The 13,515-nt window shown below is 63.7% G+C and carries 17 protein-coding genes and 1 other RNA gene; 15 read left to right on the top strand and 3 right to left on the bottom strand.

Annotated features, from left to right (window positions below; translation table 11 throughout):
* Window positions 1-218: 218 nt before the first annotated feature.
* Window positions 219-419, bottom strand: coding sequence for a helix-turn-helix domain-containing protein (locus tag BMX43_RS09055; RefSeq protein WP_091300549.1), 201 nt, complete (start codon window positions 417-419; stop codon window positions 219-221).
* A gap of 110 nt (window positions 420-529) precedes the next feature.
* On the opposite strand from BMX43_RS09055, the gene BMX43_RS09060 reads away from it, so the two are divergent.
* From BMX43_RS09060 to BMX43_RS09100, 9 genes are all read left to right on the top strand, one after another.
* Window positions 530-721 carry a hypothetical protein gene (locus tag BMX43_RS09060; protein WP_091300552.1) on the top strand — a complete coding sequence of 64 codons (192 nt, stop codon included), beginning with the start codon at window positions 530-532 and terminating at the stop codon, window positions 719-721.
* Window positions 718-1,128, top strand: a complete 411-nt coding sequence (locus BMX43_RS09065) for a hypothetical protein (protein ID WP_091300554.1) — start codon at window positions 718-720, stop codon at window positions 1,126-1,128. Before BMX43_RS09060 ends, BMX43_RS09065 begins: the two co-directional genes overlap by 4 nt.
* 238 nt (window positions 1,129-1,366) lie before the next feature.
* Window positions 1,367-1,813 (top strand): hypothetical protein, encoded by a 447-nt coding sequence (locus BMX43_RS09070; protein WP_217643946.1) that lies wholly within the window; start codon window positions 1,367-1,369, stop codon window positions 1,811-1,813.
* Between the two features lie 80 nt (window positions 1,814-1,893).
* A complete protein-coding gene (locus BMX43_RS09075) occupies window positions 1,894-3,141 on the top strand; it encodes a phage major capsid protein (RefSeq protein WP_091300557.1) in 1,248 nt (415 codons plus the stop codon).
* Window positions 3,141-3,437 carry a head-tail connector protein gene (locus tag BMX43_RS09080; protein WP_091300560.1) on the top strand — a complete coding sequence of 99 codons (297 nt, stop codon included), beginning with the start codon at window positions 3,141-3,143 and terminating at the stop codon, window positions 3,435-3,437. Before BMX43_RS09075 ends, BMX43_RS09080 begins: the two co-directional genes overlap by 1 nt.
* Window positions 3,434-3,976, top strand: a complete 543-nt coding sequence (locus BMX43_RS09085; protein WP_245749428.1) for an HK97 family phage prohead protease — start codon at window positions 3,434-3,436, stop codon at window positions 3,974-3,976. The genes BMX43_RS09080 and BMX43_RS09085 overlap by 4 nt, the downstream gene beginning before the upstream one ends.
* On the top strand, window positions 3,964-5,169 hold the full coding sequence (locus tag BMX43_RS09090; RefSeq protein ID WP_175482065.1) for a phage portal protein: 1,206 nt from the start codon (window positions 3,964-3,966) through the stop codon (window positions 5,167-5,169). Before BMX43_RS09085 ends, BMX43_RS09090 begins: the two co-directional genes overlap by 13 nt.
* Window positions 5,166-5,411, top strand: coding sequence for a helix-turn-helix transcriptional regulator (locus BMX43_RS09095; protein ID WP_091300563.1), 246 nt, complete (start codon window positions 5,166-5,168; stop codon window positions 5,409-5,411). Before BMX43_RS09090 ends, BMX43_RS09095 begins: the two co-directional genes overlap by 4 nt.
* Window positions 5,401-6,459 (top strand): tyrosine-type recombinase/integrase, encoded by a 1,059-nt coding sequence (locus BMX43_RS09100; protein WP_091300565.1) that lies wholly within the window; start codon window positions 5,401-5,403, stop codon window positions 6,457-6,459. The genes BMX43_RS09095 and BMX43_RS09100 overlap by 11 nt, the downstream gene beginning before the upstream one ends.
* A gap of 54 nt (window positions 6,460-6,513) precedes the next feature.
* Here the strand turns inward: BMX43_RS09100 and ssrA are convergent.
* Together ssrA and BMX43_RS09110 are read right to left on the bottom strand one after the other, a co-directional pair.
* Window positions 6,514-6,870, bottom strand: a transfer-messenger RNA (tmRNA) gene (gene ssrA / locus BMX43_RS09105).
* 144 nt (window positions 6,871-7,014) lie between these two features.
* On the bottom strand, window positions 7,015-8,061 hold the full coding sequence (locus tag BMX43_RS09110) for an extracellular solute-binding protein (protein ID WP_091300567.1): 1,047 nt from the start codon (window positions 8,059-8,061) through the stop codon (window positions 7,015-7,017).
* 221 nt (window positions 8,062-8,282) lie between these two features.
* Here BMX43_RS09110 and BMX43_RS09115 point away from each other — a divergent pair, with 221 nt between their 5' ends.
* The 6 genes from BMX43_RS09115 to BMX43_RS09140 all read left to right on the top strand — a co-directional run bounded on the left by BMX43_RS09115 (window position 8,283) and on the right by BMX43_RS09140 (window position 13,469).
* The gene (locus tag BMX43_RS09115; protein ID WP_091300569.1) at window positions 8,283-9,518 is read left to right on the top strand and encodes an aminotransferase class V-fold PLP-dependent enzyme; all 1,236 of its coding nucleotides are present in this window, start codon (window positions 8,283-8,285) and stop codon (window positions 9,516-9,518) included.
* 82 nt (window positions 9,519-9,600) lie between these two features.
* Complete coding sequence (locus tag BMX43_RS09120; RefSeq protein WP_091300571.1) at window positions 9,601-10,056, top strand: SspB family protein; 456 nt, start codon at window positions 9,601-9,603, stop codon at window positions 10,054-10,056.
* 81 nt (window positions 10,057-10,137) lie between these two features.
* Window positions 10,138-11,532 carry a class II fumarate hydratase gene (fumC, locus tag BMX43_RS09125; protein ID WP_091300573.1) on the top strand — a complete coding sequence of 465 codons (1,395 nt, stop codon included), beginning with the start codon at window positions 10,138-10,140 and terminating at the stop codon, window positions 11,530-11,532.
* Window positions 11,533-11,536: 4 nt separating this feature from the next.
* Window positions 11,537-11,728, top strand: a complete 192-nt coding sequence (locus BMX43_RS09130; protein WP_091300575.1) for a DUF4169 family protein — start codon at window positions 11,537-11,539, stop codon at window positions 11,726-11,728.
* 5 nt (window positions 11,729-11,733) lie between these two features.
* A complete protein-coding gene (locus BMX43_RS09135; protein ID WP_091300875.1) occupies window positions 11,734-11,949 on the top strand; it encodes a ribbon-helix-helix domain-containing protein in 216 nt (71 codons plus the stop codon).
* 119 nt (window positions 11,950-12,068) lie between these two features.
* On the top strand, window positions 12,069-13,469 hold the full coding sequence (locus BMX43_RS09140) for a cryptochrome/photolyase family protein (protein WP_091300578.1): 1,401 nt from the start codon (window positions 12,069-12,071) through the stop codon (window positions 13,467-13,469).
* Window positions 13,470-13,515: the final 46 nt, after the last annotated feature.

Here is a 13,515-nt window from a genome sequence, read left to right on the forward strand (position 1 = left end):
CCGAGTTCTTGCCTGACATCGTAGTCGATTTGGACTATATCTTGGCCCAACTCGTGCCCAAGCCCGATGACATAGGTTTTTTTCCCCCCCATCGTTGTAAGCTTCAAGAGTTTGTGACGCTTTTGGCCTTGTCTAGCGGATTCTGCCAATCGCGCGCGCCAGCGGCCAACTTCAGCAATAGGAAGGCGCTTAACAGTATATTCTGAAAAATTTGACATTTAGCGCTTCAGCCTCACCCCAACCCCTCCGCCATTCTCCGGGATGAAATCTACACCTGCCGCTTCAAGGGCGGCTTGAATAGCTTCAACTGTGGCCGCCCGAAGCTCCTCACCACGTTCCAGTCTCGCAATCGTATCCGGCGATACCGATGCGAGCCTAGCAAGATCCCTGACGCCCAAGCCGGTTGCCGCGCGGGCCATTTTGCATTGCGTTCCGTTCAAATCGTAACACCGTTCTGATTTGTGTTGACCTGCGCGACGGCATTAGCGTATCGTAACAGTGTTCTGATAAACCCGCAACGGAGCCTGTCATGCCGAACCCTGTTCCGGCAGCCGCAATCGGCTTGCCTTCTGCCCGCCTGCACGAAATCCACGATTGCCTCGCCCTGGCGCTGGACGCGACCGAAAGTCCGGACGGCTACCCCCAGCCCCTGCGCGAAGCCCGCAGCTACATGCGCGCCGCCCTGCGCCAGACCGAACGCCTGATGGGGGATCGCGCATGAACCGCCGCCTGATCCTCGCCGCGCCCGGCCTGCTGGCCGCCCCGCTGATCGCCCGCGCCAGCCATGCCGATGCCGAGCTGCTGCACCATTACCGCGCATGGGGGCAGGCGAAACGTGACTGGTATCGGCTGGCCGATATGCCTGGGCATGTAAACTGGGACACCCCGGAAATGCTGGACGCCACGCGGCGCGAGGATGAAGCCTTTGATGCAATGACGGCGACACCGGCCCGGACCATGGCAGGCATCGCCGTGCTGGCCACGCTGATGTGGGATGCCACCGGCCCAGGAGCTGGCCCCGGCCACCCTGAATATGCAGTGGAAGCTGCTTACCATGGCAACCGCCCCACTCTCGCCTTGTGGCGCTCGGCCACGGGGCGCGACGATCACCCGCCGTTGATCCGGTAATGCTTCATGTGAGAAAAACACACATGGCTTGACGCCAGCATCATGCGAGTGATACTCATATAGAATGAAACCCGGACCCTTCGTCACCCTTCTTGCCCTACTTGCCCGAGTGGATGAAAAAACCCTCTCGGTTCTGGCACGCGCGCTGCGTGATGCTGATCTGCTGGACAAGGGCGGGCGCGGGCGCAGCGGGATCGAGGTTGATGCAGCCTATCTGGCAACGGTCCTGATCGCGCGCATGGGCACGGACAAGCCTGCGCGTGCCGTTGAGGCCTTTCAGCGCTTCGCTGGAATGCAGCTTCTGAATACCGGAATGCACGGTGAGGTTGCTTCGCTGCTGCCCGATCCCGATCACAGTCTTCTGGATTTCATGGTGCGAATCTGTGACCCCGCACTTGATCTGAATGTCACGCCCGAATTTGAGGTTTCCTTCGTCGGAGCGGCGGCTGTGGACGTGATCCGCGCCGGGAAAACCGTGCTGATGTATGGGGACCGCGCGGGGCTGGAACATGATGCGGCTGCACTTGCAGAGGCGCAGGGCGATGCCGAGCGGGAGGAGAAAATCCTTTTCCGCGCATACATGGGCAAAAATGCACTGCATGGGATTGTCGAAAGCCGCAGCTTCACTTCGACGTGGCTGCAAGGTCTGAAATCCATGGTCTTCGCCGCGCGCGGTGGGGGCTAACCTGAGAATCCGGCCAGCGGGGCACGTCGCCAAACAATCCCCCGCTGGCCTTCCACCTTAACCCCTTTGGAGAATCAAGGATGACTTCCCTTAACACGTTGCGCGAGACCCGCGCAGCCCGCATTGCTGAAATGCGCGGCCTGACCAATACAGCCCAGACCGCAAATCGTGACATGGACGAAGGCGAGCGCAAGCGCTTCGACGCCCTCGAAACCGAAGTGCGCAGCCTGTCCAGCCGGATCAGCGATGCCGAGAAGCTGGCAGAATTCGAGCGGTTCGAGGCCCAGGGTGAACCGCTGGGCGGCGCCGAAATGCGGCGCGAGCTGCGCGGCTATTCCTTCGCCAAGGCGGTTGCCGAAAGCATGGCAGGGCGCCTGACCGGACTGGAAGCCGAAGTTCATGCTGAGCTGTCGCGGGGGCGGGAGGCGCGCGGGGTGATGATCCCCGCCGAAGTGCTGTTCGAGGCCCGCGCCCTGACCACCACGGCGCCGGTGGGCGTTCCGGGGGGCAATCTGGTGGGCACCGATCTGGCACCGATCACCGACCGCCGTCGCCCCGGCCTGAAAATCGAGGCCATGGGCGCCACGGTGCTGCGCGGCCTGACCGGCAATCTGGATCTGCCGCGCTTGGCGCAATCGGGTTCTGCCCACTGGATTGCGGAACACACCAACACCACCCGCTCCGATGCCGGTTTCTCGAAAGTCAGCATGGGGCCGAAGACGGTTTCGGCGGAATACGAAATCAGCCGGCGGATGCTGCTGCAATCCCAGACCGCGCTGGAACCGCTGCTGCGCGCCGATCTGGCCTTCCTGCTGTCGCAGAAGATGGACGCGGCGGCGATCAAGGGCGGCGGCACCAACGAGCCGGTGGGCATCCTCGAAACTGCGGATGTGGTGCAATTGGCGAATGCCGCCCTGTCGTCGGACCTGACCGCCGATCTGATTTCGGCGTTGGAAGTGGACGATGTGACCGGCACCACGGCTTTTCTGACCAACCCGCGGGTGATGAACGTCGCGCGGAAGCTGAAAGACACGGACGGGCATATCTTCACCCAGGCCGAACTGTTCCATAACCAGCGCGTGGAAGCCACCAATCAGGTGCCCTTCACCACGGCTGCCGTGGTTGATCCGGCTGCCGCTGCCAAATACCCGCTGATCTATGGCGAATGGGCCAGCCTGTATCTGGGCTACTGGTCCGGTATCGACCTGCTGGTGAACCCCTATCACACGGATGTGGCTTCGAAAGGCGGCGTCCTTCTTCATGCCTTCCTCGACTGCGATGTCGTGGTGCGGCACCCGGAAGGCTTCGTCTGGGCAGAGATCGACTGATGCCGGTTCCAGATCCGCTGATCCTCCTCGATGAGGCCAAGCGCCACCTGCGCATTGATTCCGACGATGATCTTCTTGCAGTCGAGGGCATGGTTGAAGCGGCTCTGGAATATCTCGCCTCGATTGGAGTCAGCCTCGATTACGACCTTTTCGAAAACCCCATGCCCGCCCCGCTCAAACAGGCCGCCCTGATGCTGGTGGCCCGCTTCTACGGCAGGCGCGGCGAAGATGAGCCGATCGGGCTTGATCCCGTGATTGATCGCCTGATTGCGCCCTACCGGGAGATTGCCCTGTGAAACACGAACACCGCGCAATGGCCGCTGAGCTGCGCACCAAGGGCCGCAAGCTGGAAGGCTATGCGGCCACCTTCAATACCGAAGCCCGGATTGCCGGTGCCTTCACAGAAGTCATCGCGCCCGGCGCCTTCGCGGGTTCCTTGCGGGCCGGGAGCGATATTCTGGCGCTGGCCGATCATGATCCGACCCGCGTTCTGGGCCGCACCATGTCCAAGACCCTGCGCCTGGCCGAAGACAGCCGGGGGCTGACCTTCGAAATCGACCTGCCCGATACCCAGGCAGGCCGCGACGTGCTGGCGCTGGCCGAACGCGGCGATCTGGGCGGCATGTCCTTCGGCTTCACCGCGACCGACGAACGCCGCGACGGTGACCGCCGCATCTTGCGCGCGGTTGATCTGTTCGAGGTGTCGGTGGTGTCGGCATGGCCCGCCTATCCCGAGACCACGGTTCAAGCACGCTGGAAGCCTGTCGGCCATATCGCTCTGGCACATGCTCAACGCGTGATCCGCATCATGGAGGCGCAGCAATGGGCCTCCTGAACCGCCTGATGGGCCGCGAGGCCCGCAGCATTGTGCCGACCTCCGATCCCTACCTGGCCGAGGTCTTCGGCCAGAACGGCGGCGCGCTGGTCCATGTGGACCCGGCCCGCGCATCTGGCCTGGCCGTGGCGCATCGCTGCGTTACCCTGGTAGCGGAGCTGATGGCCAGCGTTCCGCTGTTTGTCTACCGCCACGGCGCGCGCGGCAGCCGAGATAGGGCCTCTGATCATCCGGCCTATTCCGTTCTGCACGATTCCCCGAATGGCCAGATGACCGCCTTCGAATTCCGCGAGGCGATGATTGCCAATGTGCTGGTGCATGGCAACGCCTATGCCGAAGTCGAACGTGACGGGCGCGGCCAGGTCATCGGCCTGCATCTGATCGACCCGCGCGGCGTGACGGTGGAACGGCTGCGCACCTCCGGGCGGCTGCGCTACACCGTGGCCGGGGTGCCGGGTCGGGTGCTGCTGCAAGGCGAGGTTCTGCATGTGCGCTACCGGCTGGCGCCCAATGGCGTCATGGGCCTGTCGCCCATTCAGATTGCCCGCGAGACCTTCGGCCTTGCCCTGTCGCAACAGGATGCCGCCGCCAAGCAGGCCGCCAAGGGCTTTCGTCCCGAGGGCGCGGTGGTCTTCGCGCAGTCGATCAACCCGAGCCAGAAAGTCGATGTGCTGGACAAGCTGCGCCAGAAGATCGAACGGAATGACAGCACCTCGGGCATTCTGGTTCTGGATGGCGGCGCCGACTGGAAGCCCTTCGCCTTCAGCTCCAAGGATTCGGAATTTCTGGAAAGCCGCAAGCTGACCGCGCTGGACGTGTGTCGAGTCTTCGGTGTGCCGCCTTCGGCTGCGGGCATCACCGACAATGCGACCTATTCCAATATCGGGGAGGAAAGCCGCGCGCTGGTGCAACGCTGCCTCGCCCCCATGGCCAAGCGCATCGAGCAGGCCATGAACATGGCCCTGCTGACCCCCGAAGCCCGCCGCACGTTCTTTATCGAACACGATCTGGCGGGCCTGCTGCGCGGCGATCTGGGCGCCCGCTACGCCGCTTACCGGATCGGCAGGGATGGCGGATGGCTGAGCCCGAACGAAATCCGCAAGCTGGAAAACATGCCCGAAATCGAAGGCGGCGATGAATATCTTTCGCCCCTCAACATGACCGCCCTTGGTAAGGAGGGGACCGAAGCATGAGGAAACAACGCGAAATCTACGGCGACCGCCCGCCGTCCTTCCTCGCAAAATCCACCTTGGCGGCTGAGCTGGATGTGAGTGAATCGACGGTAGATAGCTGGGTAGAACGGGGCATCCTGCCACAGCCGATCCGTTGCGGCGCAACCCCGCGTTGGTCCTGGGCGGAAGTGCAGGCGTCCATGTCGCAACGGGCACAGGCAGAGACTGACCCCTTCATGGCCGGTGTGAACAATGTCCGCTAAGATTTCCTTGCCGCCCGGCGTTCATCGCGTCGTCTCGGGCGGCAGGGAGTATTTCTATTATCAGAAGGGACGCGGCACCGCACATGCCGGGGAACGGATCAAGCTGCCGAACAATCCCCAGACCCCCGAATTCTGGGTGGCCGTGCGCCAGGCACAGGGCATCGTCGGCCCGATCCCGACCGATACCATAGGCGCACTGATTGACGCCTATATTGTTGCTTGGCCTGTCCTGCCTCGCAAGCTGGCCCCCTCCACGCAGGACCACTACCGGCGCCACCTGGAGGTGGTGCGCGCGGCATGGGGCAACCTGTCGACCGATCACCTGCGCCCGTCGCACGTCCAGGCGCTGATCGAGAAAATCGGGGCGGCGAAACCCGGACGGGCCAATAATGTGCTGGATGCCATGAAGGCCATGTTCAGCTGGGCCAGCGGTCCGCGTGAACTGGTGGGTCGTGATCCGACCCATGGGGTTCGCCGGTTCGAAGCCGGGGCAGGGCACAAGCCTTGGACGCCCGCGCAGCTGAAATTCGCAGACGAGACCCTGACCGGGGTGCTTCGCCGCGCCTATGTGCTGGCCCGCTACACCGGTCAGCGTGTGAGCGATCTTGTGCGCCTCGGGCCGACCGATATTGACGAAGGCGGGTTCAGCCTGCCCCAGAAGAAAACCGGCTTCCAGCCATGGTGCCCGATCTTCCCCGAACTGGAAGCCGAAATGGCCACATGGGAAAAGCGCCCCGGACCTTATCTGATCCAGGAAACCGGCAAGGGCGCGGGCAAGCCGTTCAGCACCAATCAACTCTGGAAGGAACTGGACAAGGCGCGCGAGAGGCACCCCGAGCTTGAGGGAGCAGTCTGGCATGGCCTGCGGGCGAATGCCGTGATCCGGCTGCGGCAGGCGAACTACACCGGGCAGCAGATTTCCGACATGGTGGGCATGTCCATCGAAATGATCGAACGCTACTGCCGCCATGCCGACCGCAAGGCCGGGGGCCAAGCCGTGCTGCGCGAGATGAAAGAACGCAACAAGACCAAAGCTGTAAAACTTTGAAAAATTGTAAAGCGGAAGGTGAGGAAAATCAGGTGCTTATGGGTGGGAAAGTAAAGTGCAGGTTTCTGTTGCCAGGTACCTGCGAACCCCGCCTTACGCGGCTAAGCGCAAGGACTTAGTTTCGGCGACTCGAACTGCTTACGCAGCCAGAGCCATTGCCGGAGCACGGTTGTCATTGGCAACTGTACATTTGGACCGATAACGGTGGTACCTCACCGAGCAAAAGCTGGCCTCTTTAGACGTTCGTCGATCCTGTTTCGGCCCCCGCCACGCCCAATGAGCGGTGTGATGGTGGAGCCGCCGGGTACCGCCCCCGGGTCCGATCCGTTTATTACAGGTGCGTTTATCGCCATAGTCCGGGCGAACCCGAACAAAACTGATATAGGCGCCTGTCGGGCGGATCGCAAGCGGTCTGCGGTCTTCTTCTTTGGTCAAATACCCTCAGGGGGCAGGGGCCGCAGGCCCCGTGGGGGCGGGACGCCCCCGCGCCTTACCCAAAACAGCAAGGCCCGCGCCATGGCGCGGGCCTTTCCGGTTGATTGGCCTGACTGGCGATCAGAAGCCGGCTTTGATCGCTTCGAATTCCTCGATCATCTTGGTGCGGAATTCCTGACTGACCGGGGTTTGCGGCAGCAGGGTGGTCGTCACCGGATCGACGAAATGCTCTTTCAGCTTGTCTTCCGGTACGGTGGCCATTGCCTTGTCGTTCGACAGCGCATAGCCCAGCGCATTCAGCAGGCCTTCGGCCGAAGACGGCGCCAGCAGGCTGTTGATGAAGTCATAGGCCTTCTCTTCCTTGCCTGGGCCATCCTTGAAGTTCACATAGCCGCAGAACCAGGTCGCCACACCCTCGGCGGGCGAACGTTCAAAGCCAACGGGGAACTCTTCGGCCTGCAGGGCGGCCACACCGTCATTCCACGACCAGGCCACCAGCACCTCGCCCGTGGCCATCAGCTGTGCCATCTCTGCCGGGTCGGCCCAATAGGCGCGCACATTCGGGTGGACCGAGCGCAGCCAGTCGGCGGCAACCTTGAACTGTTCATCCGTCACATTGTCCCAGCTGGTGACGCCGGTGGCGAGGAAAGCCAGCGACCAGACATCATCGGTCGAATCGGGCATCGAGATGCGGCCGGCATATTTCGGATCGGTGAAGACTTTCAGCGACTTCACATCCTCGGCGGGCACTTCCTTGGTGTTGTAGGCGATGGCGGTATAGGCGTAATCGGTCGGCACGAACCAGACGCCCTTGTCATCCTTGAAGATCGACGAGTTCAGCATCCGCGGGGCGATATTGGCGAATTCGGGGATCTTGCTGGTATCCCACGGCTCGATCAGGTCGGCGTCGCGGTAGCGGCCGACCGAGGCGGCGCAGGGGTGGCCGATATCGGCGCGGAAGCCCGACGAGGCTTTCTGGAACGCCTCGTCATCATCGGCGAAGAAGGAATAGGTCGGGATGTCGCCGTTCTTTTCCTTGTAGCCGGTCAGAACTTCGGGGATGTCCCAGCCCGACCAGTCCAGCACCGTCAGATCGGGGTCGGCGGCGAAGGCGGGCAAGGCGACGGCCAGGGCGAGGCTGGACAGAAGGGCAGTGCGAATGTTCATGGTGTTCCTCGGCGCTATGGGGGGGAGGCCGGTGGTCAGGCCTGCCCGCAGATGGCCCGAGGCTAAGCGAGGGATATTGATGGCTCAAGCGAAAATCCCGCGATTTGATCATTTGATGTCGAAGCGTTGGGCAATTGCTTGAAACTTCGGCAGAGATTGGCGGCTGATCTTGCGGAGCGGGGCAGGCTGCGGCAGGATCGCCCCGATTTTCGGAGGTTCCCATGCCCGCTCTCGATCTTGCATTCGTACGCAGCCAGTTCCCCGCTTTTGCCAGCCCGGCGCTGCAGGGGCAGGCGTTCTTTGAGAATGCGGGCGGGTCTTACACGGCCAAGCCGGTGATCGACCGGCTGTTCCGCTTCTATCACGACCGCAAGGTGCAGCCCTATGCGCCCTATGAGGCGAGCCAGTTGGGCGGCGCCGAGATGGACGAGGCGCGGGCACGGCTGTCGGCGATGATGGGGGTGGCGCGGGATGAGCTGTCGTTCGGGCCTTCGACCAGCGCCAATACCTTCGTTCTGGCCAATGCGGTGCGGCAATGGCTGCGCGGCAAGAAGGCGGCCATCGTGGTGACCAATCAGGACCACGAGGCCAACAGCGGCGTCTGGCGGCGGCTGGCCGATGAGGGGATCGAGGTGCGCGAATGGCGCATCGACCCCGAAACCGGCCATCTGGACCCCGGCGCGCTGGTGCCGCTGCTGGAAGACGGGCGGGTGAAGCTGGTCTGTTTCCCGCATTGTTCCAACGTGGTGGCCGAGGTGAACCCGGTGGCCGAGATCTGCGCCATGGCGCAGGCGGCGGGGGCGTTTACCTGTGTCGATGGGGTCAGCTATGCGCCGCATGGCCTGCCCGACATTCCGGCGCTTGGGGCGGATGTCTATCTGTTTTCCGCCTACAAGACCTATGGGCCGCATCAGGGGATCATGGTGATCCGCCGCAAGATTGGTGCTGCGCTGCCCAATCAGGCGCATTTCTTCAATGGCGACACGCTTTACAAGCGCTTTACCCCCGCCGGGCCGGATCATGCGCAGGTGGCGGCCTGTGCGGGCATGGCCGATTACATCGACGCGCTCTACACCCATCACCACGGCCCGACGCCTGCCTCGCCGCTGGCGCGCAACAATGCGGTGCATGATCTGATGCGCGGGCATGAGGTGGCGCTGTTGCAGCCGTTGCTGGATTATCTGGCCGCGCGCAATGACCTGCGGCTGATCGGCCCGCGCCGGGCCGAAGGGCGGGCGCCCACCGTCGCCGTGGCGCTGGACCGCGCGGCCGAGCCGGTGGCGGCGGCGCTGGCGGCGCATGGGATCATGGCAGGGGGCGGCGATTTCTACGCGGTGCGCCCGCTGGAGGCGCTGGGGGTGGACCGGGCGCGGGGCGTGCTGCGGCTGAGCTTCGTGCATTACACCACCGAGGCCGAGGTGGCGCACCTGATCGGGGCGCTGGACCGGGTGTTGTGACCGGCTGAGGGGGCGGGGGCGCTACCCTCTTCCCATCGCCGGAATGGCGTCTTATGGTGACCCGAGGCAGATGAGGTTCGGCATGGCACGCTCGATCGACTACGGCAATCTGATGCATCGTGCGATGCGGGGGCTGATCCAGTCCGTCCTGCAGGACGTGGCAGACCACGGGTTGCCGGGCAATCACCACTTCTTCATCACCTTCGACACGCGCCATCCGGGCGTTGCCATCGCCGATTGGCTGCATGCGCGCTATCCGGAGGAGATGACGGTGGTCATCCAGCATTGGTTCGAGAATCTGGAAGTCACCGATGACGGGTTCTCGGTCACGCTGAACTTCGGCAACTCGCCGGAACCCTTGGTGATTCCCTTCGATTCGGTGCGCACCTTCGTGGACCCTTCGGTCGAATTCGGCCTGCGCTTCGAGACGCATGACGAGGAGGACGACGAAGAGGACGACGAGGACGAGGCCGACGAGGCCGCGCCCGAAAAACCGCATGAGGCCGAGGTCGTCAGTCTGGACAAATTCCGCAAGTAGACAACGGTATACCGCCGTATGCCAATTGATTTTTTCGCCCCGTGTTTCTAGAAGGGCGAGAGTTTTCATGGAGGCTTGCACATGACCGCCACCCGTACCGAGACTGACAGCTTTGGCCCGCTGGACGTCCCTGCCGACAAATACTGGGGGGCGCAGACGCAGCGCTCCATCATCAACTTCCCCATCGGGTGGGAGCGCCAGCCGGTTGCGATCATCCGCGCGCTGGGTGTCATCAAGAAAGCCTGTGCGCTGGTGAATATCGCGCAGGGCGACATCGCGCCGGAACTGGGCAATGCGATTGCCGCCGCCGCGACCGAGGTGATCGACGGCAAGTTCGACGACAATTTTCCGCTGGTGGTCTGGCAGACCGGCTCGGGCACCCAGTCGAACATGAACGCCAACGAGGTAATCTCGAACCGCGCGATTGAAATGCTGGGCGGGGTGATGGGGTCGAAAAAGCCGGTTCACCCGAACGACCATGTGAACATGGGCCAGTCGTCCAACGACACTTTCCCCACCGCGATGCATGTCGCCATCGGCATGATGGCGCGTGATGTGCTGATCCCGGGGCTGGAAAAGCTGCACGCCGCGCTGGCGGCGAAGGCCGAAGAATTCAAGGATATCATCAAGATCGGCCGCACCCATACGCAGGATGCAACGCCGCTGACGCTGGGCCAGGAATTCTCGGGCTATGCCAAGCAGGTGGAAAAGGGCATCGCCCGCGTGAAATCCTGCCTGCCGGACATTTACGAACTGGCGCAGGGCGGCACCGCCGTCGGCACCGGGCTGAACACCCGCGTGGGTTGGGATGTGCGGGTGGCGGCGCAGATCGCCGAGATCACCGGCCTGCCCTTCGTCACCGCGCCGAACAAGTTCGAGGCGCTGGCGGCGCATGACGCGATGGTCATGTTCTCGGGCGCGCTGAAAACCGTGGCGGCCAGCCTGTTCAAGATCGCCAATGACATGCGTCTGCTGGGCTCTGGCCCGCGTTCGGGCTTGGGCGAGCTGATCCTGCCGGAGAACGAGCCGGGAAGCTCGATCATGCCGGGCAAGGTGAACCCGACGCAGGCCGAGGCGCTGACCATGGTCTGCGCCCATGTGATGGGCAATGATGCCGCGATCGGCTTTGCCGGGTCGCAGGGGCATTTCGAGCTCAACGTCTACAACCCGATGATGTCGTACAACGTGCTGCAATCCATGCAGCTTCTGGGCGATGCGGCGGGCAGCTTCACCGACAACATGGTGGTGGGCACGCAGGCCAATGTGGCCCGCATCGACAAGCTGATGAAGGAATCGCTGATGCTGGTGACGGCGCTGGCGCCGACCATCGGCTATGACGCGGCGACCAAAGTGGCGAAGACCGCGCACAAGAACGGCACGACGCTGAAGGAAGAGGCGATTGCGCTGGGGTATGTGGACGAGGAAACCTTCGACCGCGTGGTGCGGCCCGAAGACATGATCAGCCCGAAAGGCTGAACCCATGGGCGAGGTCGTCAACCTCAACAAGGCCCGCAAGGCGCGCGAACGCGCCGCCAAACGGGCCGAGGCCGACGCCAATGCCGCGAAGTTCGGCCGATCCAAGGCCGAGAAAGATCTGAATACGGCGCGGGGCGAGAAATCGGCCCGCGATCTTGACGCGCATCGCCGCGATGACGAGGATGACGGCGCGTGAGCGGCCTGTCGGGGCGCCCGGTCAAACATTCGCTGACCCTGCGCGGGCACCGCACCTCGGTTTCCCTTGAAGAAGAGTTCTGGCAGGGTTTTCGCGCATTGGCGGCGGCGCGGGGCTTGGGGATCAACCAGCTGGCGGTGGAAATCGACGAGACGCGCGCGGGCGACATCGGTCTGGCCAGCGCGATCCGTCTGGCGGTGCTGCGGTTCTACCGGGGCTGAGCGGGTCTGGCGCAAGGGCGCAGGATCGGCAGCTTTTTTGCAAAGATGGCGAAATAAGGTGATCCGGGGCGAAGGTTTCTGCGTAATGATCTGAAATTGCGGAAATTTCCGAAGGTTTCATGTCAGACGCACCTCTTGTTCTGTGGTTTCGCCGCGATCTGCGGCTGGGCGATCATCCGATGCTGGCGCGGGCCGTGGCCTCTGGGCGCCCGCTGGTGCCGCTGTTCATCCTTGATCCTGAAACCGAAGCGCTGGGGGCGGCGGCGAAATGGCGGCTGGGCCTGTCGCTGGCCGATTTCGCGCGGCGGCTGGAAGGGCTGGGCAGCCGGCTGATCCTGCGGCGCGGCCCTGCGCTGGCGGTGCTGGAGCAGGTGCTGGCCGAAACCGGGGCGATGGGCGTGCATTGGTCGCGTCTGTATGACGCGGGTTCGATTGCGCGGGATGGGGCGGTGAAGGCGGCGTTGCGCGCGCGCGGGCTGGAAGCGGTCAGCCATGAGGGCTTTCTGCTGCACGAGCCTTGGCAGGTGGCGACCGGGCAGGGCGGGTTTTACCGGGTCTATACGCCCTACTGGAATGCGGTGAAGGGGCGCGATGTGGCAGCCCCCGAACCGGCGCCGAAGCGGCTGTCGGGGCCTGCGGTCTGGCCGCAAAGCGACGTGTTGGCGGATTGGCAGATGGGTGCCGCAATGCGGCGTGGTGCCGGGGTTTGCCTGCCGTTTCAGGTGGTTGGCGAAGACGCCGCACAGGCGCGGCTGGCGGCTTTTCTGGAAACCAGGGTGCAGGATTACAAGGCCGCCCGCGACTTTCCGGCGCGCGACGCGACCTCGCGCCTGTCGGAAAACCTGACCTATGGCGAGATCGGGCCGCGCAGCATCTGGCATGGCGGCTGGCGTGCGATGCAGGACGGGGCGGCGGGGGCCGAGCATTTCCTGAAGGAACTGGTCTGGCGCGAATTCGCCTGGCACCTCATGTATCACACGCCGCATATGGCCGAGGCCAACTGGCGCGAGGATTGGCAGGGGTTCCCGTGGCGCGAAGACAATGCGGATGCCGAGGCCTGGCGGCGCGGGATGACGGGCGAGCCGTTTGTCGATGCCGCGATGCGCGAGATGTATGTGACCGGCACCATGCACAACCGGGCGCGGATGATCGTGGCCAGCTATCTGACCAAGCATCTGATGACTGACTGGCGGGTGGGGCTGCGCTGGTTCGCCGATTGCCTGACCGATTGGGATGCGGCGGCCAATGCCATGGGCTGGCAATGGGTGGCGGGCTGTGGCCCGGATGCGGCGCCTTATTTCCGGGTGTTCAACCCGGCGGGGCAGGCCGAAAAATTCGACGCGGACGGGGCCTATCGCAAGCGATTCCTCGATCCGCGCAGCCCGGAGGCACGGCGGTATTTCGAGGCGGTGCCGCTTTCCTGGCAGCTTGCGCCCGATCAGCCCGCCCCGCGCCCGCTGATCGCGCTGGATCGCGGGCGCGAGCGCGCCCTTGCGGCCTATGCCGCACGAAAGTCTTGAGCCTTGGGCAGGCTTGCGGAATCATGAGGGGAATCCCCGGGGGAGG

It is taken from the genome of Gemmobacter aquatilis (genome assembly GCF_900110025.1).
GTDB classification, from domain to species: Bacteria; Pseudomonadota; Alphaproteobacteria; order Rhodobacterales; family Rhodobacteraceae; genus Gemmobacter; species Gemmobacter aquatilis.

Coding starts and splice junctions, on each gene's coding strand:
- fumC (WP_091300573.1), top strand. CDS start 10,138: ATGACCGCCACCCGTACCGAGACTGACAGCTTTGGCCCGCTGGACGTC.
- BMX43_RS09075 (WP_091300557.1), top strand. CDS start 1,894: ATGACTTCCCTTAACACGTTGCGCGAGACCCGCGCAGCCCGCATTGCT.
- BMX43_RS09115 (WP_091300569.1), top strand. CDS start 8,283: ATGCCCGCTCTCGATCTTGCATTCGTACGCAGCCAGTTCCCCGCTTTT.
- BMX43_RS09110 (WP_091300567.1), bottom strand. CDS start 8,061: ATGAACATTCGCACTGCCCTTCTGTCCAGCCTCGCCCTGGCCGTCGCC.
- BMX43_RS09130 (WP_091300575.1), top strand. CDS start 11,537: ATGGGCGAGGTCGTCAACCTCAACAAGGCCCGCAAGGCGCGCGAACGC.
- BMX43_RS09080 (WP_091300560.1), top strand. CDS start 3,141: ATGCCGGTTCCAGATCCGCTGATCCTCCTCGATGAGGCCAAGCGCCAC.
- BMX43_RS09070 (WP_217643946.1), top strand. CDS start 1,367: ATGGGCACGGACAAGCCTGCGCGTGCCGTTGAGGCCTTTCAGCGCTTC.
- BMX43_RS09100 (WP_091300565.1), top strand. CDS start 5,401: ATGTCCGCTAAGATTTCCTTGCCGCCCGGCGTTCATCGCGTCGTCTCG.
- BMX43_RS09060 (WP_091300552.1), top strand. CDS start 530: ATGCCGAACCCTGTTCCGGCAGCCGCAATCGGCTTGCCTTCTGCCCGC.
- BMX43_RS09095 (WP_091300563.1), top strand. CDS start 5,166: ATGAGGAAACAACGCGAAATCTACGGCGACCGCCCGCCGTCCTTCCTC.
- BMX43_RS09090 (WP_175482065.1), top strand. CDS start 3,964: ATGGGCCTCCTGAACCGCCTGATGGGCCGCGAGGCCCGCAGCATTGTG.
- BMX43_RS09055 (WP_091300549.1), bottom strand. CDS start 419: ATGGCCCGCGCGGCAACCGGCTTGGGCGTCAGGGATCTTGCTAGGCTC.
- BMX43_RS09065 (WP_091300554.1), top strand. CDS start 718: ATGAACCGCCGCCTGATCCTCGCCGCGCCCGGCCTGCTGGCCGCCCCG.
- BMX43_RS09140 (WP_091300578.1), top strand. CDS start 12,069: ATGTCAGACGCACCTCTTGTTCTGTGGTTTCGCCGCGATCTGCGGCTG.
- BMX43_RS09120 (WP_091300571.1), top strand. CDS start 9,601: ATGGCACGCTCGATCGACTACGGCAATCTGATGCATCGTGCGATGCGG.